Source organism: Thermoactinomyces sp. CICC 10523 (assembly GCF_016055105.1).
Classification (GTDB): domain Bacteria; phylum Bacillota; class Bacilli; order Thermoactinomycetales; family Thermoactinomycetaceae; genus Thermoactinomyces_A; species Thermoactinomyces_A daqus.
Genome location: NZ_JAECVX010000005.1, coordinates 85,838 through 111,768 on the forward strand (window position 1 = coordinate 85,838; position 25,931 = coordinate 111,768).

General features: G+C 50.7%; 21 protein-coding genes. 15 read left to right on the forward strand and 6 right to left on the reverse strand.

Going from position 1 to position 25,931, the window contains the following annotated elements; genetic code table 11:
* The first annotated feature begins 3 nt into the window (after positions 1 to 3).
* From I8U19_RS08240 to pyrE, 5 genes are all read left to right on the forward strand, one after another.
* On the forward strand, positions 4 to 1,344 hold the full coding sequence (locus I8U19_RS08240; RefSeq protein WP_052154065.1) for a dihydroorotase: 1,341 nt from the start codon (positions 4 to 6) through the stop codon (positions 1,342 to 1,344).
* Positions 1,341 to 2,432, forward strand: coding sequence for a glutamine-hydrolyzing carbamoyl-phosphate synthase small subunit (carA, locus tag I8U19_RS08245; RefSeq protein ID WP_198055661.1), 1,092 nt, complete (start codon positions 1,341 to 1,343; stop codon positions 2,430 to 2,432). The genes I8U19_RS08240 and carA overlap by 4 nt, the downstream gene beginning before the upstream one ends.
* Entirely contained in the window at positions 2,425 to 5,652 is a 3,228-nt protein-coding gene (carB, locus tag I8U19_RS08250; protein WP_198055662.1) for a carbamoyl-phosphate synthase large subunit, read from the forward strand. Before carA ends, carB begins: the two co-directional genes overlap by 8 nt.
* Positions 5,653 to 5,733: 81 nt before the next feature.
* Positions 5,734 to 6,453 carry an orotidine-5'-phosphate decarboxylase gene (gene pyrF, locus I8U19_RS08255; RefSeq protein ID WP_198055663.1) on the forward strand — a complete coding sequence of 240 codons (720 nt, stop codon included), beginning with the start codon at positions 5,734 to 5,736 and terminating at the stop codon, positions 6,451 to 6,453.
* 5 nt (positions 6,454 to 6,458) lie between these two features.
* Positions 6,459 to 7,031 carry an orotate phosphoribosyltransferase gene (gene pyrE / locus I8U19_RS08260; RefSeq protein ID WP_198055664.1) on the forward strand — a complete coding sequence of 191 codons (573 nt, stop codon included), beginning with the start codon at positions 6,459 to 6,461 and terminating at the stop codon, positions 7,029 to 7,031.
* A gap of 49 nt (positions 7,032 to 7,080) precedes the next feature.
* On the opposite strand, the gene I8U19_RS08265 is transcribed toward pyrE, so the two are convergent.
* Together I8U19_RS08265 and splB are read right to left on the reverse strand one after the other, a co-directional pair.
* Positions 7,081 to 7,527: a YugN family protein gene (locus tag I8U19_RS08265; protein WP_198055665.1), complete on the reverse strand. Its 447-nt coding sequence runs from the start codon at positions 7,525 to 7,527 to the stop codon at positions 7,081 to 7,083.
* Positions 7,528 to 7,563: 36 nt separating this feature from the next.
* On the reverse strand, positions 7,564 to 8,583 hold the full coding sequence (splB, locus tag I8U19_RS08270) for a spore photoproduct lyase (protein WP_198055666.1): 1,020 nt from the start codon (positions 8,581 to 8,583) through the stop codon (positions 7,564 to 7,566).
* Between the two features lie 185 nt (positions 8,584 to 8,768).
* Between splB and I8U19_RS08275 the strand changes: the two genes are divergently transcribed.
* The 3 genes from I8U19_RS08275 (at position 8,769) to I8U19_RS08285 (ending at position 11,496) form a co-directional block, all read left to right on the forward strand.
* Positions 8,769 to 10,133 (forward strand): cytochrome ubiquinol oxidase subunit I, encoded by a 1,365-nt coding sequence (locus I8U19_RS08275; protein ID WP_198055667.1) that lies wholly within the window; start codon positions 8,769 to 8,771, stop codon positions 10,131 to 10,133.
* Complete coding sequence (locus I8U19_RS08280) at positions 10,117 to 11,133, forward strand: cytochrome d ubiquinol oxidase subunit II (RefSeq protein WP_198055668.1); 1,017 nt, start codon at positions 10,117 to 10,119, stop codon at positions 11,131 to 11,133. Before I8U19_RS08275 ends, I8U19_RS08280 begins: the two co-directional genes overlap by 17 nt.
* A gap of 141 nt (positions 11,134 to 11,274) precedes the next feature.
* Positions 11,275 to 11,496, forward strand: coding sequence for a DUF2553 family protein (locus tag I8U19_RS08285; RefSeq protein WP_033100266.1), 222 nt, complete (start codon positions 11,275 to 11,277; stop codon positions 11,494 to 11,496).
* A gap of 91 nt (positions 11,497 to 11,587) precedes the next feature.
* Here the strand turns inward: I8U19_RS08285 and I8U19_RS08290 are convergent, their stop codons facing one another.
* The 3 genes from I8U19_RS08290 to I8U19_RS08300 all read right to left on the reverse strand — a co-directional run bounded on the left by I8U19_RS08290 (position 11,588) and on the right by I8U19_RS08300 (position 15,333).
* On the reverse strand, positions 11,588 to 12,076 hold the full coding sequence (locus I8U19_RS08290) for a DinB family protein (protein WP_198055669.1): 489 nt from the start codon (positions 12,074 to 12,076) through the stop codon (positions 11,588 to 11,590).
* A 201-nt stretch (positions 12,077 to 12,277) separates the two neighbouring features.
* Entirely contained in the window at positions 12,278 to 13,996 is a 1,719-nt protein-coding gene (locus I8U19_RS08295) for an Rqc2 family fibronectin-binding protein (RefSeq protein WP_033100268.1), read from the reverse strand.
* 164 nt (positions 13,997 to 14,160) lie between these two features.
* Positions 14,161 to 15,333: a glycosyl hydrolase family 18 protein gene (locus I8U19_RS08300; RefSeq protein WP_198055670.1), complete on the reverse strand. Its 1,173-nt coding sequence runs from the start codon at positions 15,331 to 15,333 to the stop codon at positions 14,161 to 14,163.
* A gap of 149 nt (positions 15,334 to 15,482) precedes the next feature.
* Between I8U19_RS08300 and I8U19_RS08305 the strand changes: the two genes are divergently transcribed.
* Both I8U19_RS08305 and dapF read left to right on the forward strand, forming a co-directional pair.
* Positions 15,483 to 18,224, forward strand: a complete 2,742-nt coding sequence (locus I8U19_RS08305; protein WP_232330925.1) for a calcium-translocating P-type ATPase, SERCA-type — start codon at positions 15,483 to 15,485, stop codon at positions 18,222 to 18,224.
* A gap of 18 nt (positions 18,225 to 18,242) precedes the next feature.
* A complete protein-coding gene (gene dapF, locus I8U19_RS08310) occupies positions 18,243 to 19,082 on the forward strand; it encodes a diaminopimelate epimerase (RefSeq protein WP_033100271.1) in 840 nt (279 codons plus the stop codon).
* 49 nt (positions 19,083 to 19,131) lie between these two features.
* Here the strand turns inward: dapF and I8U19_RS08315 are convergent, their stop codons facing one another.
* A complete protein-coding gene (locus I8U19_RS08315; protein ID WP_198055671.1) occupies positions 19,132 to 19,974 on the reverse strand; it encodes a DUF3153 domain-containing protein in 843 nt (280 codons plus the stop codon).
* 399 nt (positions 19,975 to 20,373) lie between these two features.
* Between I8U19_RS08315 and I8U19_RS08320 the strand changes: the two genes are divergently transcribed.
* The 5 genes from I8U19_RS08320 (at position 20,374) to I8U19_RS08340 (ending at position 25,730) form a co-directional block, all read left to right on the forward strand.
* Positions 20,374 to 21,726: a glucose-6-phosphate isomerase gene (locus I8U19_RS08320; protein ID WP_198055672.1), complete on the forward strand. Its 1,353-nt coding sequence runs from the start codon at positions 20,374 to 20,376 to the stop codon at positions 21,724 to 21,726.
* Between the two features lie 373 nt (positions 21,727 to 22,099).
* On the forward strand, positions 22,100 to 22,480 hold the full coding sequence (locus tag I8U19_RS08325; RefSeq protein ID WP_033100273.1) for a GntR family transcriptional regulator: 381 nt from the start codon (positions 22,100 to 22,102) through the stop codon (positions 22,478 to 22,480).
* A complete protein-coding gene (locus I8U19_RS08330) occupies positions 22,477 to 23,346 on the forward strand; it encodes an ABC transporter ATP-binding protein (RefSeq protein ID WP_198055673.1) in 870 nt (289 codons plus the stop codon). Before I8U19_RS08325 ends, I8U19_RS08330 begins: the two co-directional genes overlap by 4 nt.
* Positions 23,339 to 24,010: an ABC-2 transporter permease gene (locus I8U19_RS08335; RefSeq protein ID WP_198055674.1), complete on the forward strand. Its 672-nt coding sequence runs from the start codon at positions 23,339 to 23,341 to the stop codon at positions 24,008 to 24,010. Before I8U19_RS08330 ends, I8U19_RS08335 begins: the two co-directional genes overlap by 8 nt.
* Positions 24,011 to 24,509: 499 nt before the next feature.
* A complete protein-coding gene (locus tag I8U19_RS08340; protein WP_033100277.1) occupies positions 24,510 to 25,730 on the forward strand; it encodes an ROK family transcriptional regulator in 1,221 nt (406 codons plus the stop codon).
* Positions 25,731 to 25,931 lie beyond the last annotated feature (201 nt).

Below are 25,931 nucleotides of genomic sequence, written 5' to 3' on the forward strand. Positions count from 1 at the left end.
GGAATGAAAACGATATTGAAAAATGGCCTGGTGTTCCGGTCCGTTTCCGAGGGATGGAGCAAACAGGATATCGTGATCGAAGGAAACTGGATTGTGCAAATGGTTGACAACGCACCCGAAGAAGAGGGGGCGCGGGTGATTGATGTCGGCGGCAAACGGGTGGTTCCGGGCCTCATCGATATGCATGTCCACTTGCGGGAACCGGGATTTGAACAAAAAGAGACGATCGAAACGGGAGCGAAGGCTGCGGCGAAAGGCGGCTTTACGACGATTGCTCCGATGCCGAACACCCGGCCGGTGACCGATTCGTCCGAAATCGTGCAGAAAGTGATCAACCGCGCCCGCGAAGTCGGTCTGGTACGCGTTTTGCCTTACGGTGCGATTACAGTGAGAGAATGCGGGCAACAGCTGACCGATATGAAAAGCCTGAAGCAAGCGGGAGTGATCGGGGTAACCGATGACGGTGTCGGGATCCAGTCGGCCGGGATGATGAAAGAGGCGATGCTGCTTGCCCATGAACTGGGACTGCCGGTCGTTGCCCACTGCGAAGATGACAGCCTGGCCAAAGGCGGGGTGATGCACGACGGTGAAGCAGCCAAACGGTTCGGATTAAAAGGGATTCCTTCCGAGGCGGAGTCGGTTCATGTGGCGCGGGACATTTTGCTGGCTGAGGAGATCGGCGTTCATTACCATGTGTGCCACATCAGTGCCGAACAATCCGTTCGTCTGGTGCGCGAAGCCAAAGCGCGGGGGCAGCGTGTGACGGCGGAAGTGACTCCCCACCATCTTCTCTTGTGCGATGAGGATATTCCGGCACCGGACGGGCGCTGGAAAATGAATCCCCCGCTTCGCTCGCGACGGGACAGGGAAGCGCTGATTGCCGGATTGAAAGACGGCACCATCGACATCATTGCCACGGATCATGCCCCGCACACCAGCGAAGAAAAAGCGCTGGGCATGGAAAAAGCCCCTTTCGGCATCGTCGGCCTGGAAACAGCTTTTCCCCTGCTTTACACCCACCTGGTGCTGAAGGATGGCATTCTCACCCTGGAGGAATTGATTGATAAAATGACCCGCAAACCAGCGAAAGTGTTCGGTCTTCCTTACGGTGAGATCGCTGAAGGGAAAGCGGCCGACCTGACGGTAATCGATCTGGAGACGGAACGGACGATTGAGCCGGAAACATTTCTCTCCAAAGGGAAAAACACACCATTTGGAGGGTGGAATGTGAAAGGATGGCCGGTTTTGACGATCATGGACGGCCGGATCACATGGGAAGATGCAAAACCGGAATCCTTGACCGGACCGGGAAAATGGACGGAACAGAAGGAGGATCAGCGATGAAGGCAAGGTTGCTCTTGGAAGATGGAACGCTTTTCACGGGAACCTCATTTGGTGCGGAGGGAAAGAGGGTCGGTGAAATTGTGTTTAACACCAGCATGACCGGTTATCAGGAGATTTTGACTGATCCTTCTTACTGTGGGCAGATTATCACGATGACCTATCCCCTGATCGGGAATTACGGGATTTCACGTGACGATAATGAATCACTGCGCCCGTACGCCCATGGTTTGCTCGTGCGCGAATACGCTGAGTATGCCAGCAACTGGCGCAACGAATTGTCTCTGGGCACATTTTTAAAAGAATACGGATTGATCGGGATCGCCGGCATCGACACACGGATGCTGACCCGGAAAATTCGCCTCCGCGGAACGATGAAAGGCGTGATCACCACCGGGGACGAATCGCCGGAAGAGCTGAAGGAGGCTCTGTCTTCGCCGATGATGCGGGATCAGGTGGCACGCGTCAGTACGAAAAGCATTCATATCGCTCCCAATGTCGGCAAACGGGTGGTGCTGATCGATTTTGGAGCCAAACACAATATTGTGCGGGAATTGGTGGAGCGAAATTGCGAAGTGATCACAGTGCCTTACAATATCACAGCCGAGGAAATCCTGCGCTTCCGTCCGGATGGGGTGATGCTGTCCAATGGCCCCGGAAATCCGAAGGATGTGCCTGAGGGATTTCGCACGATTCAAAAACTGATGGGAAAAGTTCCTCTTTTTGGAATTTGTCTGGGGCATCAGCTGGTCGCCCTCGCCGCCGGAGCGGATACGGAGAAAATGAAGTTCGGGCATCGCGGCGGAAACCACCCGGTGAAAGAACTCTCAACCGGCCGTACGGTGATCACCGCGCAAAACCACGGGTATGCCGTGACAGCAGACTCCGTTAAAAATACTGAGCTGGAGATTACGCATATTGCCTTGAACGATGGCACGGTGGAAGGGCTCCGGCACAAAACGCTGCCGGTCATCACCGTCCAGTATCATCCGGAATCGGCCCCGGGCCCGCTCGATTCGGGTTACCTGTTCGATCGCTTCCTTGAGATGATGGAGTCTTTTGCACGGAAGGGAGAGACGATGAATGCCTAAAGATTCGACATTGAAGAAAATTTTGGTGATCGGTTCCGGGCCGATTGTAATCGGGCAGGCGGCCGAATTTGATTATGCGGGCACACAAGCCTGCCAGGCTCTGAAAGAGGAAGGACTTGAAGTGGTTCTGGTCAACAGCAACCCGGCCACGATCATGACCGACACCAACATGGCAGACCGCGTCTATATTGAACCGCTGACCGCCGAATTTATTACGCAGGTGATTCGCAAGGAACGCCCGGACGGACTGCTTCCCACCCTTGGCGGGCAAACGGGCTTAAACCTGGCGGTGGAACTGGCGAAACAAGGGGTTCTTGAACGGGAAGGAGTACGACTGCTGGGAACGGATCTCCATGCCATCACCTGTGCGGAGGACCGGGATTTGTTCCGTAAACTGATGAAGGAACTGGATGAACCGGTGCCGGAGAGCGCAATTGTTCACACGGTCGAGGAGGCGTCAGCGTTTGCCGATGAAGCCGGTTATCCGGTCATCGTGCGCCCTGCTTACACGCTGGGCGGTACGGGGGGCGGAATCGCCAGGGACAAAAATGAATTGCAAGAGATTGTTGAAAACGGGCTGCGCTACAGTCCGATCACCCAATGCCTGATCGAGAAGAGCATCGCCGGATATAAAGAGATTGAATATGAAGTGATGCGCGATGCCGCCGATAACTGTATCGTCGTGTGCAACATGGAAAACTTCGACCCCGTGGGCGTTCACACCGGTGACAGCATAGTGTTTGCCCCGAGCCAAACCTTGTCCGATCGCGAGTATCATATGCTTCGCACCTCAGCGCTCAAAATCATACGGGCGCTCAACATTCAGGGCGGTTGCAACATCCAGTTTGCCCTCGACCCGCACAGTTTCCAATACTATGTGATTGAAGTGAATCCACGGGTGAGCCGTTCCAGCGCACTCGCTTCCAAAGCGACGGGGTATCCGATCGCCCGGATCGCGGCCAAAATCGCCGTCGGTTATACGCTGGATGAACTGAAAAATCCGGTAACGGGCCAAACGTATGCTTGCTTTGAGCCGACGCTCGATTATGTTGTCAGCAAAATTCCGCGCTGGCCCTTTGATAAATTTGTTTCCGCCAACCGCAAGCTGGGAACGCAGATGAAAGCGACCGGAGAAGTGATGGCCATCGGGCGCACTCTGGAAGAATCACTTCTGAAAGCCGTGCGTTCGCTGGAAATAGGTCTGCATCATATACAGGTGCCGGACAGCGGGAAAATTCCTGACGAAAAGCTGAGAGAGCGTTTGGTGACCGCGGATGATGAACGGCTTTTCCTCGTGGCCGAATGGTTCCGGCGCGGAGGAAGCCTGGAGGAAGCTCACGAGCTTTCCAAAATTGACCGCTTTTTCCTCCATAAAGTGAAGCGGATCATCGAGTTGGAAGAAACCTTGCAGCAAGCGGAGGAACTGACGCCGGAGCTGCTGCTTGCCGCCAAGAAAACGGGTTTCGCTGACCGGACGATCGGTCAGTTGCGCGGGATGCCGGAAAATGAAGTGCGTCAGTTGCGCAAGCAATGGGGGATTCAGCCAGTCTATAAAGTGGTGGATACCTGTGCGGCCGAGTTTGAAGCGGAAACGCCCTACTACTATTCCAGTTATGAACAGGAAGATGAAGTGGTTTCCGCCGGCAAGAAAAGCGTCATCGTCCTCGGTTCCGGCCCGATCCGCATCGGACAGGGTGTGGAATTTGACTATGCCACCGTCCATGCCGTCTGGGCGATCCGCAATGCCGGGTATGAAGCGGTTATTATCAATAATAACCCGGAAACAGTGTCCACCGATTTCAATACGTCTGACCGCCTTTACTTTGAACCGCTTTATAAAGAAGATGTGCTCAACATCATTGAAAAAGAGAAACCCTATGGAGTGGTCGTACAGTTCGGCGGACAAACAGCGCTCAATCTGGCGCGGGATCTGCGCGATGAGGGGATCAACATCCTGGGCACTTCCCTGGAAGAAATCGATCGTGCCGAAGACCGCAAGAAATTTGAACAGCTTTTGAGCAAAAACAATATCGCGCAACCGCCGGGATCGGCCGTCACCTCGGTCGAAGCTGCGGTGGAGACTGCCGCACACCTGGGCTATCCGGTGCTGGTGCGTCCCTCGTACGTACTGGGCGGACGGGCAATGGAAATTGTCTACAATGAATCGGAACTGCGCAGTTACATGAAGCTGGCGGTCAAGGTAAATCCGGAGCATCCTGTCCTGATCGACCGCTATCTGCTCGGCAAGGAACTGGAAGTGGACGCCATCAGTGATGGCAGCGATGTCCTGATTCCAGGCATCATGGAGCACATCGAGCGGGCCGGTGTCCATTCCGGGGATTCCATCGCCGTCTACCCTCCGCAATCGATTACGCAAGAACAGAGGGAACAGCTGGTCACCATCACGGCTCAGATTGCCAAAGCATTAAACATCAAAGGGCTGATCAATATCCAATTCGTCCTGTACAAAGGGGAGATCTATGTGCTGGAAGTAAATCCGCGCGCTTCCCGGACGGTACCTTTTTTGAGCAAAGTGACCGGCATCCCGATGGCACAAGTGGCCACCAAAATCGCGTTGGGTCAATCGCTTAAAGAACAGGGATACAGCAGTGGCCTGTGGCAGGAGAGTCCGGAGGTGGCTGTCAAAGTGCCGGTTTTCTCCTTCGCCAAATTGCGCCGCGTCGATATCACGCTGGGCCCGGAAATGAAGTCCACAGGAGAAGTGATGGGGCGCGACCGCGATTATGCCCGGGCGGTCTACAAGGGGCTCCTGGCAGCGGGAATCGCCTTGCCGCGCTTTGGCACAGTCGTAGCCACGATCGGGGACAAAGAGAAGGAGGAAGCGATTCCGCTCATGCTCCGCTTCCATCAATTGGGGTATAAAATCGTCTCCACCAGCGGTACGGCAGACATGCTGGAAAAAGCGGGATTGCCGGTCGAACGCGTGCACAAATTGAAAGAAGGCTCTCCGAACATTCTCGATCTGATTCGCAACGGAAAAGCGGACCTGGTGGTAAACACCTGGACGCGCGGGCGAACACCGGAGCGCGACGGGTTCCGCATTCGCCGTGAGGCGGTCGAACACGGCATCGCCTGTCTCACTTCTTTGGATACAGTGGATGCGCTCCTCACGACGCTGGAGTCAATCCATCTCAATGCAGAACCGATCGGTGCGCCGCAAGTACCCGGAAAAAAAGCGGCAGAGGCACTGATGGTTTAAACCGATGGAGAAAAGAGGGTTGCGCCTGTGCGGACGACTGTGAACCCGCTTTTCATCTGAATTTTTCAAGGAGGGAGCAGCGTGCGGGCAGAAGAGCGGGTGATCATCGCACTGGATTATCCGGGTGCGAACGAAGCCGAACAATTGTTGCAAGCCTGGGCTTTTTCACAAAACAAACCGTTTATCAAAGTGGGTTATCAGCTTTTTTACGCTGTCGGGCCGGAATGGGTTGTGAAACGAAAACAGGAAGGATTTCCCGTCTTTCTCGATTTGAAATTGCATGATATCCCGAATACGGTTGCGAAAGGGATCGAATCTCTCAGCCGTTACGGAGTTGATTTATTGACGATTCATGCTTGCGGCGGGCGCGCCATGCTGGAAGCGGCGAAGGAGGCTTGTGAGAAAGCGGGGGCCGGAACCCGGTTGTTGGCGGTGACGCAACTGACCAGCACCGACCGGAAAATGTTGAATGAGGAACTGGGCATTCCGGGCAGCGTTGAATCGAGTGTGATCCGCTATGCCCAATTGGCTTACCGGGCAGGGGTTGACGGTGTCATCTGTTCGGGGCGGGAAAGCGGAATGGTCAAACAGGCCACTTCGAATGATTTTCTCGCAGTAACCCCCGGAATCAGGCCTGCTCACGCTGAGGCTCAAGATCAAAAAAGAGTGTTGACTCCGGGTGAAGCGATTCAGTCGGGAGCCGATTATCTCGTCATCGGCCGTCCGATTACCCGGGCAACTGATCCGATTGCCGCGTTTGAAGCGATAGTCAAAGAGATAAAAGAAGTGTTGGAGGAGTGATAGAGATGGCATGGCTGGTGGAAGAAGCGATTGAACGGACAGGGGTTTTAAAGGAAGGGCACTTTCTGTTGTCATCCGGGCGCCACAGCGGGAAATATATGCAATGCGCCGCCCTGCTTCAGTATCCGCAAGATGCCGGGAAGGCCGGAGAAGCGATTGCCTCTCTGTTCAAGGGAGAGAAGATCGATGTCGTGGTCGGGCCGGCGCTCGGGGGCGTGATCATCGCCCATGAAGTGGCAAGGGCTTTGAACGTTCGCTGTCTGTTTGCCGAACGGAAAGACGGGAAAATGGAGCTGCGGCGCGGTTTTGCCATTCAGCCGGGTGAAAGGGTGTTGGTGGTGGAAGATGTCGTGACCACCGGCGGCTCGGTCAAGGAAGTGATTGAGTTGCTGCTTCCCCTTGGTGCCGTGATCGCAGGAGTGGGCGCCATCGTTGATCGCACCGGAGGGAAAAATCCCTTTGCTTACCCGTTCCGCGCGCTGACGAAGATTCACATTGAAAGCTATGAACCGGAAAACTGCCCTCTTTGTCAGCAAGGGTTGCCTGTGCACAAGCCGGGCAGCCGCACTGCGAAATGAGGAAGGGAGTCAGGGGACAGCCAGGATCGAAATACGGTCCCGGCTGTTTTTATTTGGGAGATGATGATTCCAAAAGGTACGTTTCGATTTTGTTCTCGATTTTGGCGACAATCTGCCTGGCTCTGGAACTCCATTCCTCCCCGATTTTCGCGTCGTCTGTGGGCAAAGGTTCGCTGAACTGGTTAACGAGAGAACTGACAACTCCAATATCAGCAGACGGGTCGTTTTTGGTACGAAATTCATGCTTGATGACGAACGGTTTGCCCAGCCGAACGATGGCATCCTTTTCCTGCATTTCGCCTTTTACAACATATATGGGAATGCGCAAATAGTAGCGGTAACCCTGTTCATTTTCCCAATCAAGAGGATGGTCGAAATAACCGTGCTCGTAGGTCCAACCGCCTCCCAGAACGAACCCTTCCGGATAAAGCAAATCGGTCATCGTCCCGAAGCTGGTCTGAAATCCTTCAATTTTGCTTGAATCAATCGTGAGCATAATGTTGACTCCTTTGCAAGACAAAAACGGATTTACTCAGGTGAAATATTCCACGCAAGCATTTGGAAAATACCGTGCGATTTGTTCCCTCATGTGCTCTTCCAATTCTTTCATCTGCGTTTCCTGGTAAACATACTTCACTCTGCCATAGCGTCCCCATTTCTTTTTTCTTTTTTCTTCCTCCATCTCCAGTTTGGATTTGGGATACCGCTGTAAGATTATTTTCTTTGCGGTTTGTGTAAACCGGTGGGAAATCAGTTCAAATGTGAGCCCGTTTGTTTCGGGAAGTTCCTGGCTCAGCCTTTTTAACAATTGCGTGTATCCTTCTTTCCATCCGTCATAAAGAATCAATGGGGCGATGATAAATCCGAGCGGATAACCGGCCCGTGCCACTTTTCCGGCAGCTTCCACCCGTTCGTCAAAGGAAGCGGTGGCCGGCTCGAATTGGCGAATGACATAATCGGCATTGACGCTGAACCGAAACCGGGTATGCCCGTTGTGGGCTGCATCCAGCAAACTGTCCACGTTTGCGAATTTGGTGACAAAACGGAGCCTTCCCAGTTCCTGTTTTCCCATAAACTCAATCGTTTTTTTCAGCGATCCGGTTAGATGTTCAATCCCGACCGGGTCAGAGGTACATGCTGCTTCAAACCGTGTAATTTCAGGGGATCGTTCCTGTATATATTTGGCTGCCGCCTCGAAAATTTCTTCCAGATTAACGTAAACCCGGATATAGGGACGATTCCCCAGCGTTGTTTGCAGATAACAGTAGTGACAATGCCCCATACAACCGGTAGCCAATGGGATGGCATATTCCGCAGATGGCTTGGATGGTTCGAACTTCAGTGTTTTGCGCACCCCGACAACCAGCGTTTTTTTCGCGATCCGATACTTCTCCAGGTCATTTTTTCCGGGCAAGTTGGTAATGCGGTTGTGCGAAGTAGTCATCCGTACCGGAATATTTGAGTTTTTGAAACGGTTATACAGTTCTTGTCCCAATGGATACTCAAGCGCCTGGGGTTCAAAATAAATCAAATCGGGCTGAAATAATTTCATGTCATCCACCTCGACTTTAGTTTTTCCAGTCGAGGCGCTTCCTATGTTCAGAAGGGAAAGGGGACCGTGACGGAGGAAAGGGTGGTTTTGGGCATTTTTATGTTGAAAAGAAAATTGCTTGTATAGATTTTCCAATCTCATGGGTAAACTGGATTTTAGGATCAGAAGCGAAGGAGTGCAAATGATTGGATCAAGTTGTCTTGGCACGGGCTTTTTTCGGAACATCGCTCGCTTTTCATATTATTTATGCGACTTTGGGCATCGGGCTCTCTTTCATGGTATTTTTGAGTGAGCTTCTGCACAACTGGAGAAAAGACAGGGATTATGCACTGATGGCCAAACGCTGGACAAAGTCGATGGGGATTTTGCTTGGAGTGGCCATTCCCAGCGGAACGATCGTGGCCATACAGTTGTCTTTGTTATGGCCGGGTTTTATGAAAATCGTCGGTCAAGTCATATCGGTTCCGTTTGAGATTGAAATCTTTGCCTTTTTCCTCGAAGCATTAGCTTTATCCATCTATGTTTATGCCGCTGACCGCCTTTCTCCTTATATGCGTGTCATTGCCGTCTTTTTGGTGGCTGTGGGTGCGACGGCATCAGCTGTTCTCATCACATCCGCCAACACGTGGATGAATACCCCGGCAGGTTTTGACATGAAACCGGATGGAACGATTTATCATGTAAATCCGTGGAAGGCTTTCTTTAACCCCAGCTTTGTGGACACAGCCTATCATGTGGTGATCAGCGCTTTGATGACAGGGGCTTTTGCCGTGGTATCGGCCGCCGCTTACCGTCTGTTGAAAAGCGGCCGCGAAGAAGAAGCCATCCATCGCAAAGCTCTCATTTTGGGATTGGTAACAGCGTTTATCACTTCGTTCTTCACCATTTTTACCGGCCATGACTCCGCCCAAAACCTGCATCGGTATACACCGGAAAAACTGGCGGCGGCAGAGGGCCTGTTTGAAACGACAAAGTATGCCCCGATTGTCATCGGCGGTTTTGTCGATCAAAAGGAACAAACGGTTAAATACGGGATTGAAATTCCGTATTTTCTCAGCTTCCTCGCCGGAAACCGTTTTGATACGGAAGTGAAAGGCTTGAACGAATTTCCACGGGATACATGGCCGCCTGCTTATGTCCATACTTTGTTCAACGTGATGGTTGGAATCGGGATTCTGTTGTTTGTGGCCACAGCGTACAGCCTTTATTACTGGTGGAAAAAGGCTCGGGCCGGAAAGCCGTTTCCGCGCTGGTTATTGTGGGGATTGGCTTACAGCGGTCCGGTTTCCATGCTGGGAATTGAAGTGGGCTGGATCTTCAGTTGCAGCGGACGGCAGCCGTGGACGATTTACGGGTTTCAACGAACGACCGAAGCGGCGACCAAGGCGGGAAACTTGGGGGGTTTGTACATCCTGTTTTCCCTGGTTTATCTCATGTTAAGCGTGATGGTGGCAGTGGTGTTGATTTCCTATTTTAAGCGCAATCCGCTCAGAAAAGATCTGGATCTACTTAAACATGCAGGAGTGAAACCACATGGTTCAACCCATTGAACCCTCAATTGCAATCTTGCTGGTATGGTTGCTGTTGTATATTTACAGTATCGCCGGATCGGTTGATTTTGGGGCCAGCTTTTGGGCGATGGTTTACGCGGATAAAAATACACGGGCCGGGCGGATTGCCAATCGTTTTTTGTCACCCACCTGGGAAGTGACCAACACCGTTCTCGTGTTGCTGGTTGTCGCCTTCGTCGGCTTTTTTCCCAAAGCGGCGTATATTCTCGGTACGGTGTTGCTGGTTCCGGTCAGCATCATTTTGCTCCTCATCGCCATTCGCAGCGCGTTTATGGTTTTTGCCTATTCGGTGGAGGGGTATCAAAAAGCGCTGCGCATTATTTCCGGATTGACGGGGCTTTTTGTCCCGGCACTTCTGATCAGCGCCCTTCCCGTGACAGAAGGAGGTTTTGTCAGGAGATTGGCGGACAGGGAAATCTTGCTGTTCGATAAATGGCTGTCCGGTCCTTCTGTCTATTTATACATGTTGTTCGGTCTGACATCGGAGTTATTTTTGTCCTCTCTGTTTTTGGCCGATTATTCCCGGGAATCGTCGGACGATGAGGCTTACCGCCTCTACCGGAAAATCGCGTTGATCTTCGGTCCGGTCACCATCCTTGTGGCAGTGCTGACTCTTTATTTTTCCAAGCCGGAAGCGCAGTGGCTATTATTGGGTTTAAGCAGGCAAAAAGAGTGGTTTGCCCTTTCGATCATCGCCTTTTTGATCGCTTATGTTTCCTTGTGGTGGAAGGATGGCAGGCCAAGGGTGGCAGTGGTGTTTGTGGCCATCCAATATGCATTGGCCACCTTCGCTTACGGCGTCGCACATCTTCCGTATATCGTTTACCCGTTCATGACCGTCAATGAAGCGTTTACCAATATTGACACGTTTTATTCGCTGTTGAAAGTCTTTGCAGTCGGTCTCGCTCTCCTGTTGCCCGGATTCCTTGTTTTTTGGAGATTTTTTCTGAAGGATAAGCGGTATTTGCAAAAAAGTTGAATCCCGCCGTTTCGCTTTCGTCAGTGAACAGGGGTTGTGTGAAAGCCGTATGCTCCCATGGAAAAAAACATATTCTAAGGGTGTCAGATGGCCATACATTGGCCCCTGGCTGATTTTGATGAATGAGGGGGATTTTGTTTGATGGGAATGAAGGATATTACAGAGAAAGTGTCAGCGAAGTTTGAAGGAGGCAGATTGGTTTTTTACCACAACCATGAGCCCATCGGATCAATGGATCTCGGAACCAAAGAGATTCAAATGAATGATGGTTATGATATGAAAAATAATCTCATTCTGGCCAGTGAAAAAAATACCAAACTGAAGGATCACTATACGGAAAATTGCGATGCCGGATGGTGCTGAGCCGCATCGCTTATTTTTTGGAAAAAGAAGAGCCCGGGTTCAAACCGGGACCATCATGAGGACAGATAAGATCAGGCTTTAATTTTCCCGTTTAAACAATGTTTTTTTTAATTTCTCTTATCTGTTTAATATGCCTTTTCTCATGAGCGGCCGCCACCTCGATCCATTGGGACAGGGGAAGAAGGCCCAAAGGGGGGTAGACGGCGGCTTTGTGCGTCAGCGCATGAGGGTCCAGCTGTTCGTATGCCTCCCGTAGTTGCTCCCGCGATTTGCCCAGTTTTTTTTTCAGGGAATCGAGTGTTTGAAATTCTTCTTTTGGTTCCAGGTGGGATAAGAAGACCTTCACTTTTTTGGTCCGATCCAGTAACGGATCAAGCGGCTTTGTGGGGAAAGGGGTTTCGCTTTCTTCAAATAATCCGTGCTTTAACTGGGATGCGATCGCCCGTTCCACCAGATGGATGTGTTCGATTACCTGCGCGATGGACCATCCATCCTCAAACGGTTTGCGGTTTGCATCCTCATCACTGATCAAATCGATCTCATTCAACAATTCGTTTCGTACTTCGTCCAACCCCAACATGACGTTTCCTCCTCTCTTGACATTTATAATTCGGCGACATGGAACTTCATTCCTGCTTAACCTCTTGTTAGCAAAAGAAAACAAAATGATTTTAATATAAAACATTTTAAATACAATAGACAACAGTCGTGATGATCTTTTTTTGGGCAGCAAAAAGCCCCCGCTTCGGGCTGGAAGCAGGGGGCAGAGGGAAGGGGATTTTTATTCTGGCTGGCGTTCGAGGATTTTTTTAATCTGTTCTTCTTCAGGCGTGACATAAAGCGTTTTTTGATTCTCATACGTGACAAAACCCGGACGGGCACCGGATGGTTTTTTCACATGCTTGATCAGGGTATAGTCAACAGGAACCCGGCTCGACTCCCGCCCTTTGCTGAAATAAGCGGCCAGCATCGCTGCTTCGAGAAGCGTTTGATCGGTTACCTGTTTGGAGCGGATCACCACATGAGAACCGGGAATCTCTTTGGTATGAAGCCAGGTGTCTGTCGAGGAGGCGAGCTGGTGGGTCAGATAATCGTTTTGTTTGTTGTTTTTTCCGACCAGAATCACGGTTCCATCCCCGCTTATTACCTTCAACGGGGCAGGGACATCCTTGCGCTTTCGCTCCCGCTTGTTTGACTGCCTTTTCAACCAACCCTGTTCAGCCAGTTCATCCCTGATCTGCTCCACTTCACGCAAACTGCAGTTTTCCAGCTGGACAAGCACCGATTCCAAATAGAGGTTTTCTTCTTTTGCTTTTTCAATTTGCTCTGTGTTCCATTTTTTGGCCGCTTTTAATTTATTGTACTTCTTGAAGTAGCGCTGCGCGTTTTCCGGGGGAGATAAAGTCGGATCGAGGGGAATCGTCACCTCGGGTGTTTCCGGATCGAAGTAGTTGATCGTTTTGACTTCGGTATCGCCGCGTTTAATCTGATAAAGCGAGGCGGTGACCAATTCGCCGAACATCCGGTATTGATCCGCTTTGTCCGCCTGATTGATCTCATTTTGCAAAATCTCGATTTTCTTGGTGTTTTTCTCGATTTCATTTTTTAATTTGCGCATCAAATCATGGGTTTGCTGGCGGATGCGGTCTCGCTGGGCTTTTCCGTAATAAAAGTGTTCCAGGCATTCGCTGATCGAGGGGAAGGATTGGATCTCGCCGTCAAGGTGAGAAAGCGGCCACACATAAAAATGACTTTTTTGCTTTGCCTTTATGATGACAGGGCGAAAATCGTGCTCCCTGGCGCGTTCCATATAGGAGCTGAACGTTTCCCAAAGTTGATCCCGGCTGCCGGGGCCGGTTTGCTCCACGATTTCTTTTGCCAGAAGGGGGCTGATTCCGGTGAAACGCGCGACGATCTGTTTGTCCAGCCGCCCGCCGTTGTAATCAAAGCCTGAGATAAATGTATTTTTATCTGCCGTCAGCGGATTTCGCTTTCCTTGTGACGGCGGCTCGAGATAAGGGACACCGGGATAGATCTGCCGATACTTGCTGATGGCGTGACTGACGCGGCGGATCCCGTCAAAAACGACATTTTTCTCCGGGTCGAGCAAAATAATGTTGCTGTGGCGCCCCATGATTTCCATCACCAGGCGCCGTTTTACCACATCTCCCAGTTCGTCGCGGGTGCGAAAATCGATTTGAATGATGCGCTCCATTCCAACCTGATGAATCGATTCAATAATTCCCCCCTCGGCGTGTTTGCGCAGGAGCATGCAAAACATCGGAGGTTCCGAAGGGTTATCTGCTTTTGCCTTTGTGAGCTGAACACGGGCAAAAGCAGGATGAGCCGATAGCAGCAACTGATGATTTTTTCCTTGGGAACGTATATGCAAGATGAGTTCCAGGTCAGCCGGCTGGTAAATTTTCGTGATGCGCCCGCCGCTTAATACCTGGTTTAACTCATGAACAACAGCGCGGGTAACAATTCCGTCAAACGACATCAGGATTCATCCTTTTCTCTGAAAGAGTCTTCTGTGAAAACGTGTTGCAAGCCAGGCGGTGCTGCCCTGCATGACACGAAGATGGCTCTATTCATTTTACTACAAAGTGTAAAAAAACGAACCCGGGTTTTGTTTCGCAGAAACTCGGGTTCGATTCGTTGGCATCAAAATTTGTTGATATGGAAATTATCCCGCAGCATGGTCCAGTTTTCGGGAAAGCTTTCGCCCAATACCCAGTAACTGATCCCGTGCAGTCTGTACTGCTTCACCAGATTGAACTTGGCTTGTATGCTTTGTGCATCTTCAAACCAAACTTCATGCCGTTTGCCGGCTCTGTCCGTGTAACGGAACCAAGGAGCTTCATCCCGTTTGCTGTACCGGACTTTGATTCCCTTTTGATGGGCGAGGGTATCCGCTTCTTTCGGGGATATCCGTTTGGCCGGAGGGCCGCCTTTTTTATAGGGAAGGGTCCAATCATACCCGTACAACGGAGCGCCCATGATAATTTTTCGGGCGGGGATTTTGGTTTTGGCATATTCAATCACTTTGCGAATTTGCGGTACGGGGGATACCGCCATCGGAGGCCCACCGGTCCAGCCCCATTCGTAGGTCATCAAAATGACAAAATCGGCGATTTTTCCGTGAAAAGCATAGTCGTGCGCCCCGTGCCAGGGTCCGCGATCATGGTCGCTCTGCTTGGGGGCAAGTGCAGTGGAAACGATAAATCCTTCCCGTTTCGCCAATGGAACCAGGGTGGCCAGAAAATCGTTGTACAAATGGCGGTCCTGGGGATGAAGATGTTCAAAATCGACGTTGAGTGCTCGATATCCTTTTTGTTTCATCACGCGGATCACATTGGCGATTAATTTTCGTGAAGCTGCTTTGTTTGTGAAGATCCGGTGGGCAATGTCCGACTGAAAGTTGCCGTTGGCAAAATTGGTAATGACCAGCATCGGAACGGCTCCGTTTTTGCGCGTGGTTAATAACGGAGCCGTATCATTGAGAGGAATCAGACTTCCGTCCGACCGGACGCGGTAGCTGAAAAAGCTGACATAAGTCAGATTGGGTGCCGCTTGGTTTACTGCTGCCACCGCAGTTTTGGGATCAACGACTTCCAAAAAACCGATGGTATCAATATGGGGCTTGGCCGCCGGCGGTTTAGTTTTTTCCCGGGGTTTGACAGGGACCGTTCTGCCACGGGTGTTCATCGGTTCTGTATGATTCGTCCGATATGCGGTCGCCTGGGGGCGTTTTCCCCCGCTTTCCTTTTTAGTCGGGGCCGAGCATCCTGTGAAAATAAGGGTTAGGACAGTAAATAATAAAAGAATACGTTTCATTTGTCTCACCTGTTTTTCATAATTTTATCCTTTAGTCTTCTTGAACTGCTTTTTTTTATGCACCGGGACTGAATCGCTGTGCAAGGCATGTTTGAAAGCTCGTCTGAATAGATTGGAAAATAGACAGATGGGACAAAGGAGGAAGAAAGTTGGCGGAACAAGCACGATGGATTGATTGGGATCCAGAACGGGTTGCAGCTTATTTTGGGGTGAATCCCTCTGTTGGCCTGAACGGGGATGAAGCGAAGGAACGGCTCAAGCGGGCGGGTTACAACCGGTTGGCGGAAGGGGAGAAAAGCTCGCTGTTCGGACTGTTCATCGACCAGTTCAAGGACTTTATGGTACTGGTCCTTCTGGTGGCGACACTGATTTCCGGTTTGCTCGGAGAATATACGGATGCGATCGCGATCATCGCCATTGTACTGTTAAACGCTTTTCTCGGATTCATACAGGAAGTGCGTGCGGAGAAATCACTGTCCGCCTTGAAAAAATTATCTGCGCCGACAGCCAAGGTGCTCAGGCAGGGAAAATGGACCCGCATCGATGCTTCCCTGCTGGTTCCGGGCGATGTGGTGGCGCTGGAAAGCGGGGACCGGATTCCGGCTGATCTTCGTCTGATCAAAGCGGAAAGCCTTTATATTGAAGAGTCGGCGCTCACCGGGGAATCGGTTCCCGTGGAGAAAAACAGCGCCCCTCTCCCCCATGCCGATGTTTCCCTGGGAGACCGGAAAAACATGGGCTATATGGGAACGATGGTTGTCCGGGGAAACGGAACGGGTATTGTGGTACATACGGGCATGGAGACGGAAATGGGACGGATTGCCCATCTGATCGAAACGACGGAGACAATGGACACCCCGTTAAAACGGCGGCTGGAGCAACTGGGGAAGATTTTGATCATCGTGGCGCTGCTGTTGACGGCGCTTGTCGTGGTTACCGGGATTTTGCACGGCCAAGATGCATATAGGATGTTTCTGGCCGGAGTTTCGCTGGCAGTTGCCGCCATTCCCGAAGGATTGCCGGCGATTGTCACGATTGCCCTGGCTCTCGGGGTGCAGCGCATGATCAAACGCCGGGCCATTGTGCGCAAACTCCCGTCTGTCGAGACGCTGGGGTGTGCGACTGTGATTTGTTCGGATAAAACCGGTACGCTGACGCAAAATAAAATGTTCGTCACCCATATTTGGACCGATCAAAAATTGATTCAGGTGACCGGAAGCGGCTATGAACCTGTTGGTAAATTCAAGTTGGGAAAACAAGAGATCGATGCGGCCAAAGAGCCTGCTTTAAAACAGTTACTGGAGATTTCCGCCCTCTGCAACAACGCCTCCCTGATTAAGGAAAAGGGGGCAGGGGTAATCAAAAAGCGGACGGTTTGGAAAATTGACGGTGATCCCACTGACGGAGCGCTCATCGTAACTGCGGGCAAAGCGGGCATTACTGGTGAAACGCTGAAAAAAGAATGGGTGCGGGTCAAAGAGTACCCCTTTGACTCTGAACGGAAAATGATGTCTGTTTTGGTGAGAAACAAAAATGGGAAGCAGCGTCTCTATGCCAAAGGCGCTCCCGAGATTTTGATCGGACGATGTACTCATATTTATTCGAAGGGAAAAGTGGTGCCACTTACGCGGGAGCATAAGCAAACCATTCTCAAAATGAATGAACAATTGGCGGCGATGGCCTTGCGGAATCTGGCATTTGCATACCGCGAAGTTCCGCAGACCACCAATCTCAATAAAGATTGGCAGATAGAACAGAATCTCGTTTTCGTCGGTTTGGCTGGCATGATCGACCCGCCGCGGGAAGAGGTCAAAGAAGCGATTGAGGTTTGCCGTCGGGCGGGGATCAAAACGGTGATGATAACCGGAGACCATCAGACGACAGCGGTGGCCATTGCCAGCGAACTGGGCATCAAGCGGCCCGAAGGTTTGACACTGAGCGGACAAGATCTTTACAATATGAGCGATGAAGAGTTTTTGCGTGTGGCAAATGAGGTGGATGTTTACGCGCGCGTATCGCCCGAGCATAAGCTGCGCATCGTCAAGGCGCTGCAAAAACACGGACATGTCGTGGCGATGACGGGCGATGGAGTAAATGATGCGCCCGCCATCAAAGCGGCGGATATCGGGATTGCCATGGGCGTGACGGGAACGGATGTGTCAAAAGAGGCCTCTTCCCTGATCCTTGCGGATGACAATTTTGCCACCATCGTCTCGGCTGTTGAAGAAGGAAGGAATATTTACGATAATATTCGCAAATTCATCAGCTATTTGCTGGCTAGCAATGTCGGGGAAATTTTGATTATGTTCCTGGCGATGTTGTTCGGTTTTCCGTTGCCTCTGGTTCCGATCCAGATTTTATGGGTTAATCTCGTGACAGACGGACTGCCGGCAATGGCCCTGGGAGTCGACCCCGCGGAAGACAATACCATGGAACGGGCACCGCGAAACAGCAGGGAGAGTGTGTTTGCACGGGGGGTTGGATGGAAGATTGTCACCAGGGGGTTGCTGATCGGCTTTTGCTCACTGGCGGCATTCTGGGTTACTTATGCCGAGTTCCCCGATGATCTGGTCAAGGCGCAAACCGTCGCCTTTGCCACGCTCGTTCTGTCCCAGCTGATCTATGTTTTCGATTGCCGCTCACAGGGCACGATTTTTCAGCGAAATCCGTTTGACAATCCGGCGCTGGTGCTGGCGGTTCTTTCATCTGTCGCCTTGCTGCTGGCAGTTATCTACTATCGGCCCCTGGGACCGGTCTTCCATACAGTACCGTTGGGGCTGAGGGAATGGATTCTGGTGACGGTAACATCCACACTTCCCGTCATCGTCGCCGGTTTGTTCGATGTCATGAGACCGCGCAACTGGCATCTCAAGCGAATCGCCAACAGTTAAGACAGAAGGAGAGAGACCATGAAATTCACAAAAATGCACGGTCTTGGAAATGATTTTATTATTGTGTATCAAAACCACACGCCGAATCTGGAGGAATTTTCCCGTCTGGCGGTACAAATGTGCCACCGCCACACCGGGATCGGAGCAGACGGACTGGTGGTGGTGTACCCGTCGGAGAACGCCGATGCAGCGATGCGCATTTTCAATGCCGATGGCTCGTTGACGGAACAATGCGGCAATGCCATGCGCTGTGTCGCCAAATACTGCTACGAACGCCTTTCGGCATTAAAAGACGAGTTTACGCTGGAAACGAAGGTGGGTTTGCAGACGGTATGGGTGGACGGAAGCCTGGGAAAAGCGGAGAAGATTCGTGTCGATATGGGAGAGCCGGTTTTGGAGCCTTCGCGAATCCCGGTCGTTGCAACCGGCCGGCGGGTGATCAACCAACCGGTCGAGGCCGGAGGTGCACAGTTTTACTTTACCGGCGTGTCGATGGGGAACCCGCATGCTGTCATCGAGGTAGACGATGCTTCCCGGTTTCCTGTGGAAAAATGGGGGCCGATCCTGGAAACGCACCGGCTGTTTCCCAATAAATCCAATGTGGAATTCGTCACTTTTCATTCCCCGTCCGAGGTGACCATGCGGGTCTGGGAACGCGGGGTCGGACAAACAATGGCTTGCGGTTCGGGAGCATGTGCAACGCTGGTCGCCGGTGTTCTTCTCGGAAAATTGGCGCGCCGGGCGGTGATTCATCTGCTTGGAGGCGATCTGGAGATCGAGTGGAGCGAAGCGGATAACCGGGTTTATATGAGCGGGCCTGCTGCTTTCGTCTATGACGGAGTTTGGTTGCCGGCTTAAAAGGAATGAAGCCAGAATCCAAAGCAAATGATGGATTCTGGCTTTTTCTTCATCCCCAGCGGAACGAATCGGGTGAATCCGCTTCATCCTCCGGGGGAGAGGTTGGGACAGTTGCAAGGCCGTTTCCCGGCGGGCCTTGGCGGTTTCGATTGCGGCGTCGCAACCAAACGGCCAGGGCAATGATCAGGAGCAGCATGATCAGGAGAATCAGAATACCCCAAGTGATCGGGTTGGGGATTTTAACCGACATATAGATCGGGTTGTCTTCTCCGGGATGGATTTTCCAAGTGAGCGTTTTCCCATCCGGACTAACCTGCGTGGCGTTGCTTTGGTCCGCCTTAACCGGGAGAGTCAGGATAAAGCGCAGATTCATCTGATTAAAAAACAATTGATCGAGTCCGTAGGCGCCATCCTGTTTTAAATGGGTCAGGTCGACATGGGTGTTGTACACCAGTGTAGTGGTGAACAAACCGTTTTTTATTTCAAAATCTTTTCCCGGCCCTCTTACCGTTGGGAACGTCCCGGCGGTCAGCGGATGTTGATCCTGCGGGAGCGAAGCGCTTTGCTTGCCGAAGAAGTGAAAAGCGGAATTGGCCTGCTCTTTCAGCTCTTTTCCCGGCGGATCATCGATGACGCTGTCCACCTCTTTGACGGCAACCCATCCCTGTTTATCGCCTTCGTCCAAGGGACGGATCTGGTAGCCGTGATTCGCCAGGCGGTTTTTCAAGTCATTGAATTGCGGGAGGATCAGGGGGTTGGTTAACACTTTAAGTTCATATTGGCCCGACCCGTCCCAGTTGATCGTGACATGCAGATCGGCATCGATGCATCCGGTGAGAAAGACGGTGAGGATGAGCAAAAATCCCATGATCTTTGTCCACTTTTTCTTCATTTGCTGCCTCTCCTTTTTGATTTCGGTTTACTCAGGGGGGCGGCCGAGAATGGGTTGGAATAATGGAAAATTTATTGCTTATTGCGCAATGGAATGCAATTTCTATCATTGTAATGAAGTTGAAAATGGGTGTCAAAGCGGGGAGGGCGTGAAAGCCGGAAATGGAATCTTTCATCCATTCGCGTATGGGAAAAAGTCGGTTTGATCAGAACAGGGACGACTGAAGAATCAATTCTATGGGTATATCCCCGGCAAGCGGGGAGATTGTCCATTTTGCAGGGGGATCGTCCATTTTTTAGAAATGAAAGCGTTTTTATGACTTGTGCTGTTTTTTGAAAATGGATTTTGGTTAAGTTAAAATGGGAGTGATTTTGAGAAAAAAATTATCCGGAGGTTAACATGAATAAAATTCAGTTTGATTATTCCAGTGCCACTGTCTTTATGAACGAGCATGAACTGATGCAAATGCAGCCAGCCATCCGGATGGCCCACGATTTGCTACATAACGGGACAGGCGCCGGATCGGACTTTCTCGGTTGGGTAAATCTTCCTTTTCAATACGACAAGGAAGAATATGCCCGGATTAAAAAAGCAGCCGCCAAAATTCAGTCTGATTCGGACGCGCTGGTCGTAATCGGAATCGGCGGTTCCTATCTGGGTGCGCGTGCCGCGATTGAAATGCTTTCTCATACCTTCTATAACGAATTGCCGAAAGATAAACGTCGCACACCGCAAATTTATTTTGCCGGAAACCATATTTCTTCCACTTATTTGGCTCACCTTCTCGAACATTTGGAAGGCAAAGAGGTAAGTGTGAATGTGATTTCCAAGTCGGGAACGACGACCGAACCGGCCATCGCCTTCCGCATTATCCGTGAATATATGGAGAAGCGCTACGGAAAAGAAGAGGCGCGCCGCCGTATTTATGCCACAACGGACAAGGCCAAAGGAGCCTTGAAGAAGTTGGCCGATGAAGAGGGATACGAAACGTTTGTGATTCCCGATGATGTGGGCGGCCGGTACTCTGTTTTGACGGCGGTCGGACTTCTGCCGATTGCTGTCGCCGGGATCGATATCGATGAAATGATGGCCGGTGCGCAAGCAGGGGTGGAAGCATACCAAACACTGGATCTCGAAGCAAACCCGAGCTATCAATATGCAGCTGTGCGCAACATTTTATACCGCAAAGGAAAAACGACGGAGATCCTGGTTAACTACGACCCGGCGCTGCAGTATTTCAGTGAGTGGTGGAAACAGCTGTTTGGTGAAAGTGAAGGGAAGGACCAGAAAGGGATTTTCCCGGCGTCCGTCAACTTTACGACCGATCTGCACTCCATGGGTCAATACATCCAGGAGGGGCTGCGCAACATCTTTGAAACCGTCGTCTTTGTCGGAAAATCGCGCGAGTCGTTGCTCCTGCCAAAGGATGAGAGCGATTTGGACGGCCTGAACTATTTGGCCGGGAAAGATCTTGATTTCGTGAACAGCAAGGCCTTTGAAGGAACCATGCTGGCCCATGCGGATGGCGGAGTTCCCAACCTGGCGGTCAAAGTGGAGGAAATCAGTCCGTACACCTTTGGGGCGCTCGTCTATTTCTTTGAGAAGGCTTGCGGCATCAGCGGGTATTTATTGGGGGTAAATCCCTTTGATCAGCCGGGGGTTGAGGCGTATAAGAAAAACATGTTCGCCCTGCTCGGGAAACCGGGATTTGAAGCGCAGCGGGATGAACTGCTGAAACGCCTGAACAAGTAAAGCGAATGAGAATTCATGTCCAACCGGGCATGAAGTGATGTCCACAACCTTTTGCAGAAGGGGATTGGTGCTTTTCTGCGGCGGCTTGTTCCACGACGGGCCGGGCCAAGAGAAGCACCGGGATCCCTGACGGAATTCTATATGGGTTTTTAGACTTAACAAGTGAGCCATGTCCAACCGGGCATGGTTTTTTTTATTCAATTGGATTGCCTCGCCAAAAAGCGGGAGATCTGCGTTCTTATGGTCGGTCAGTCGTGCTCTGTTTCCACTCGATTTTAAAACTTCAACGTGAATATTTTTATTGTTGCTTGCATTGGCCGGTCAATCTGTTTATACTGTACATATACGATATATACACTTGGATGGGTTGAAGATGAAAATCATCATTTCGCAAACCGGAGACCAACCGATTTATGCCCAGATCGCGGTGCAAATCAAACATCAGATTTTCAACGGGATTTTGCAGAGCGGCGATGCCCTGCCCTCGATCCGCAAATTGGCCAAAGAACTGAAAGTGAGTGTCATCACAACCAAACGAGCGTATGAAGAATTGGAAAAAGAAGCGCTTATTCGGACCGTTGCGGGAAAGGGAACCTTTGTCACGGCCCATGACCAGTTTTTCCTGCATGAAAAGAGAGTGGAAGAACTGAAAGAAAAGTTGGGCCCCGCCATCAGAGAAGCGAAGGAAATCGGGTTATCCCTGCAGGAAGTGACGGCCCTGGTCGAAACTATCTTTCGGGAGGAAGCACCATGAGTAACATCTTGGATGTAAAGGATTTGCGTAAAGAATATAAGGAATTTTCCCTGGGCCCTTTGTCGTTTCAGCTGGAACCGGGCTATATCATGGGTTTGATCGGCCCAAACGGTTCCGGCAAAAGCACCACCATCAAAGCGATTCTCGGCTTGATCCGGCCGAACGGGGGTTCCATCCGCATTTTTGGCAAAGATCAGGCTAAAGAAATGCAGGCAATCAAACAGCAGATCGGATTTGTTTATGACCAGAACCATTTTTATGACGAGTTTACGATCGGGGAAATGAAGAAAGTGATTGCCGGATTTTACGAAGATTGGGATAATTCCTTGTTTTCGCAGTATATCGACCGGTTTAACCTGCCGGTGCGAAAAAAGATCAAAGAGTTTTCCAAGGGAATGAAAATGAAATTTTCCCTGGCCGTGGCCTTGTCCCACCATGCCAGACTGATCATCATGGATGAACCGACTTCAGGGCTTGACCCGATTTTTCGCAGCGAATTGCTCGATTTGTTGCTGGAGATCATTCAGGATGAGGAGAAAGCGATCTTCTTCTCTTCCCATATCACTTCTGATCTGGAACGGGTCGCTGATTATATCACGTTCATCCATAACGGAAATCTGATTTTCAGTGAGAGCAAGGATGACTTGCTGGATACCTACCGCATCGTCAAAGGCGGACCTGATCTTTTGGAGCCGTTGCAGGAAGAGGGGCTCTTGACGGGGGTTATCAACAACCAGTTTGGCTTTGAGGCGCTGACGGCGGATGTTGCAGCGGTCAACGACCGGTTTAAGGGCCAGGTTATCATGGAGAAGCCCAGTTTGGAACAAATCATGGTGCATATGGCAAGAGGTGAACAGTATGCGTAATCTTCTGTTAAAGGACTTGATTTTAACCACAAGGAATTGGCTTTTTCTTCTCCTGTGCACAGCGTTGCTGATTATTTTTGTCTTTGCCAATTCAACGCAAACAACGTTTTTCTATGCGATGGAAATATTTGGCATTTCCTATGCCCTTTTCAGTTCAGCCATTTCCTATGATGACAAAAATAACAGCGACATCCTTTTTAACAGTCTGCCCATAAAAAGAAGCCGGATTGTGATGGCCCGCTACCTCAGCCTGTTCATGTTTGTCCTGATCGGCACCTTTCTTTCCCTCCTCATCGGAGGGGTCAGTCAGGCAGTACATCCCGGCCTTTTCCAACCGTTAATGATGTCAGCACAGCAAAGTATGCTGATGGGAGCAATCAGTTTTTGGCTGACCAGCATACTCTACCTTCCCCTCTATTTTAAATGGGGATATCAAAAATCGAGGGTATTCAATGTTGCCATCTTTTTCTCTGTCTTCTTCATCCCGGTGATTATCGGTAGCCTTGAACGGGTGATTCCGCAAAGCATTCTCAAAAAAGCGATTGACTTTTTCAGGGGACAACCCGCCTGGATGCTGGAAACGGAGGGATTGTTGCTGGTTCTGCTCTTGGGATGTCTCTCCTGTTTCCTTTCTTGTGTGATCTATAACAAACGTGAATTTTAGCTAGAAAGGGAGTTGGCTTGATCAGCCGATTTAGGGATGGGGGCCATTCTTTGTTGCCGGCTGCTTCCGTCACAAAGGCCGCTGCAAAAATAGCACCCATCATCGCACAATTTGGCAATTCTCGGCAAATGCATGATACTTTCTCTTTCATCCCGGAAGGGACCACCATATCATTTCGGGTAAAACGTACGATCAGATATTTTTTCACAAACCGGCCGGCATTCCTGACGCTGAGGGGCAGCCGGTTTTATTTTTTGAACCCATTCATTCCCTCGATTATGGAAGAACCACTGGCTGCAATCTTTTGATATTGGGTCAGTTCACTCTTCATAGTTAAATATTTACAAAAGGGCAGCCCAACGGTTAAGATGAAATGGAAAACAAAATTAATTAATTTAAATATAAAAGCAGTATTGATGTGATTTCCAAAAAACGTCCTGTATTATAATAGGAGAGGCAAAAGAAGCAGGTCAGACGGAAAGGAAAGGGGGGGGACGGGATGCAAACAGGCAGTTTTCGCTGGATGAAATCGCTGAATAAATCAACCATTTTAAACATTATTCGTCTCCACGGCCCGATTTCCCGTGCCGAAATTGCGAAAATGACCAGATTAACCCCGCCGACCGTAACCAATATCGTCAGTGAATTATTGCAGGACCGGTTGATTGTGGAAAGCAATCTGGGCATTTCAACCGGCGGGCGCAAACCGATCATGCTAAAGATCAATTCATCCGGGTTTTACGTCATCGGCATTTATGCTCGGGCGAAAAAACTGGATGCGGCCGTGGCCAACCTGGATGGCAAGATCGTCTATGAGTGCTCCTGTTTTTTGCCGGACAACCCGGATGAGACGGCTTTTTTGCTGGAATTGAAACGTTTGTCGGAAAAGGCATTGGCGTTTGTCCGGCGCGAGGGGCAGCAAGCGCTCGGAATCGGTATCGGCATGCATGGCTTGGTTGATCCGCTGCAAGGGGAGTCGATTTATGCCCCCCATCTTCATCTGAAACGCGTCCCGGTCAAAAAATATCTGGAAACCGAGTTGAACGTGCTGGTGGAAATGGAAAACGATGTACGCTCTTTGGCGTTGGCGGAGAGCTGGTTTGGACAGGGGCGCGACCTGGCCAATTTTATCACGGTGAATATCAGTTCGGGAATCGGAGCGGGGATTATCCTGGATCACGAACTTTATCAGGGGGATTCCTATTCTGCCGGGGAGATCGGCCATACCACGATCGACATCGATGGTCCCAAGTGCAGTTGCGGGAATTACGGCTGCCTTGAAGCATTGGCATCAGGACCGGCGATGGTGGAACGGGCGAAAAGGGAGATCGAGCGGGGGCGAAAAAGCATACTGTGCGAAAAGCTTGAGGGAAATGCTGACGGGCTGACGGGTGAAGCCATTTATGAAGCAGCTCTCGACGGGGATTTGCTGGCGATTGACGTGCTGGCGGATACGGGAAGATTTTTGGGGGTGGGTTTGGCCAACCTCATCAACACCTTCAACCCTTCACGAATCATCCTTCACGGGGGTGTAACGCGCGCCGGGAGATTTATCATCGATCCTCTTTTGGAAACGGTAAGGTCGCGTGCTCTGGAGCGGCCGGCAGAACAAGTTTCCATTGTGGTGTCGGAGCTGGGCAAAAAGGCGACGCTGATCGGAGCGTTTACTCTCGTGCTCAAAAAGATTTTTGCTCCTGCCGGGGCAGCGGAAACGGATTAAAAAGAGCCTCAATGGCAAGAGGCTCCCCTTCACGCCGACAGACCATTCCCAAAAGAGGAAAAATTGATAAAATAATTGATTCATGTCATAATAATGAGACTGATCGCTTTTTAGTTTTGGGTAAATTGCGTTTAAACGAGTTTTTTTTCTTTTTTTTTACATAATCTTGATTTTTATTTTCGGAAAGCGATCCAATTGGCA

Excerpts from the sequence above, each read along its gene's own strand:
- I8U19_RS08240 (WP_052154065.1), top strand. The coding sequence starts at position 4 with ATGAAAACGATATTGAAAAATGGCCTGGTGTTCCGGTCCGTTTCCGAG.
- carA (WP_198055661.1), top strand. The coding sequence starts at position 1,341 with ATGAAGGCAAGGTTGCTCTTGGAAGATGGAACGCTTTTCACGGGAACC.
- carB (WP_198055662.1), top strand. The coding sequence starts at position 2,425 with ATGCCTAAAGATTCGACATTGAAGAAAATTTTGGTGATCGGTTCCGGG.
- pyrE (WP_198055664.1), top strand. The coding sequence starts at position 6,459 with ATGGCATGGCTGGTGGAAGAAGCGATTGAACGGACAGGGGTTTTAAAG.
- I8U19_RS08265 (WP_198055665.1), bottom strand. The coding sequence starts at position 7,527 with ATGCTCACGATTGATTCAAGCAAAATTGAAGGATTTCAGACCAGCTTC.
- splB (WP_198055666.1), bottom strand. The coding sequence starts at position 8,583 with ATGAAATTATTTCAGCCCGATTTGATTTATTTTGAACCCCAGGCGCTT.
- I8U19_RS08280 (WP_198055668.1), top strand. The coding sequence starts at position 10,117 with ATGGTTCAACCCATTGAACCCTCAATTGCAATCTTGCTGGTATGGTTG.
- I8U19_RS08285 (WP_033100266.1), top strand. The coding sequence starts at position 11,275 with ATGGGAATGAAGGATATTACAGAGAAAGTGTCAGCGAAGTTTGAAGGA.
- I8U19_RS08290 (WP_198055669.1), bottom strand. The coding sequence starts at position 12,076 with ATGTTGGGGTTGGACGAAGTACGAAACGAATTGTTGAATGAGATCGAT.
- I8U19_RS08295 (WP_033100268.1), bottom strand. The coding sequence starts at position 13,996 with ATGTCGTTTGACGGAATTGTTACCCGCGCTGTTGTTCATGAGTTAAAC.
- I8U19_RS08300 (WP_198055670.1), bottom strand. The coding sequence starts at position 15,333 with ATGAAACGTATTCTTTTATTATTTACTGTCCTAACCCTTATTTTCACA.
- dapF (WP_033100271.1), top strand. The coding sequence starts at position 18,243 with ATGAAATTCACAAAAATGCACGGTCTTGGAAATGATTTTATTATTGTG.
- I8U19_RS08315 (WP_198055671.1), bottom strand. The coding sequence starts at position 19,974 with ATGAAGAAAAAGTGGACAAAGATCATGGGATTTTTGCTCATCCTCACC.
- I8U19_RS08320 (WP_198055672.1), top strand. The coding sequence starts at position 20,374 with ATGAATAAAATTCAGTTTGATTATTCCAGTGCCACTGTCTTTATGAAC.
- I8U19_RS08325 (WP_033100273.1), top strand. The coding sequence starts at position 22,100 with ATGAAAATCATCATTTCGCAAACCGGAGACCAACCGATTTATGCCCAG.
- I8U19_RS08330 (WP_198055673.1), top strand. The coding sequence starts at position 22,477 with ATGAGTAACATCTTGGATGTAAAGGATTTGCGTAAAGAATATAAGGAA.
- I8U19_RS08335 (WP_198055674.1), top strand. The coding sequence starts at position 23,339 with ATGCGTAATCTTCTGTTAAAGGACTTGATTTTAACCACAAGGAATTGG.
- I8U19_RS08340 (WP_033100277.1), top strand. The coding sequence starts at position 24,510 with ATGCAAACAGGCAGTTTTCGCTGGATGAAATCGCTGAATAAATCAACC.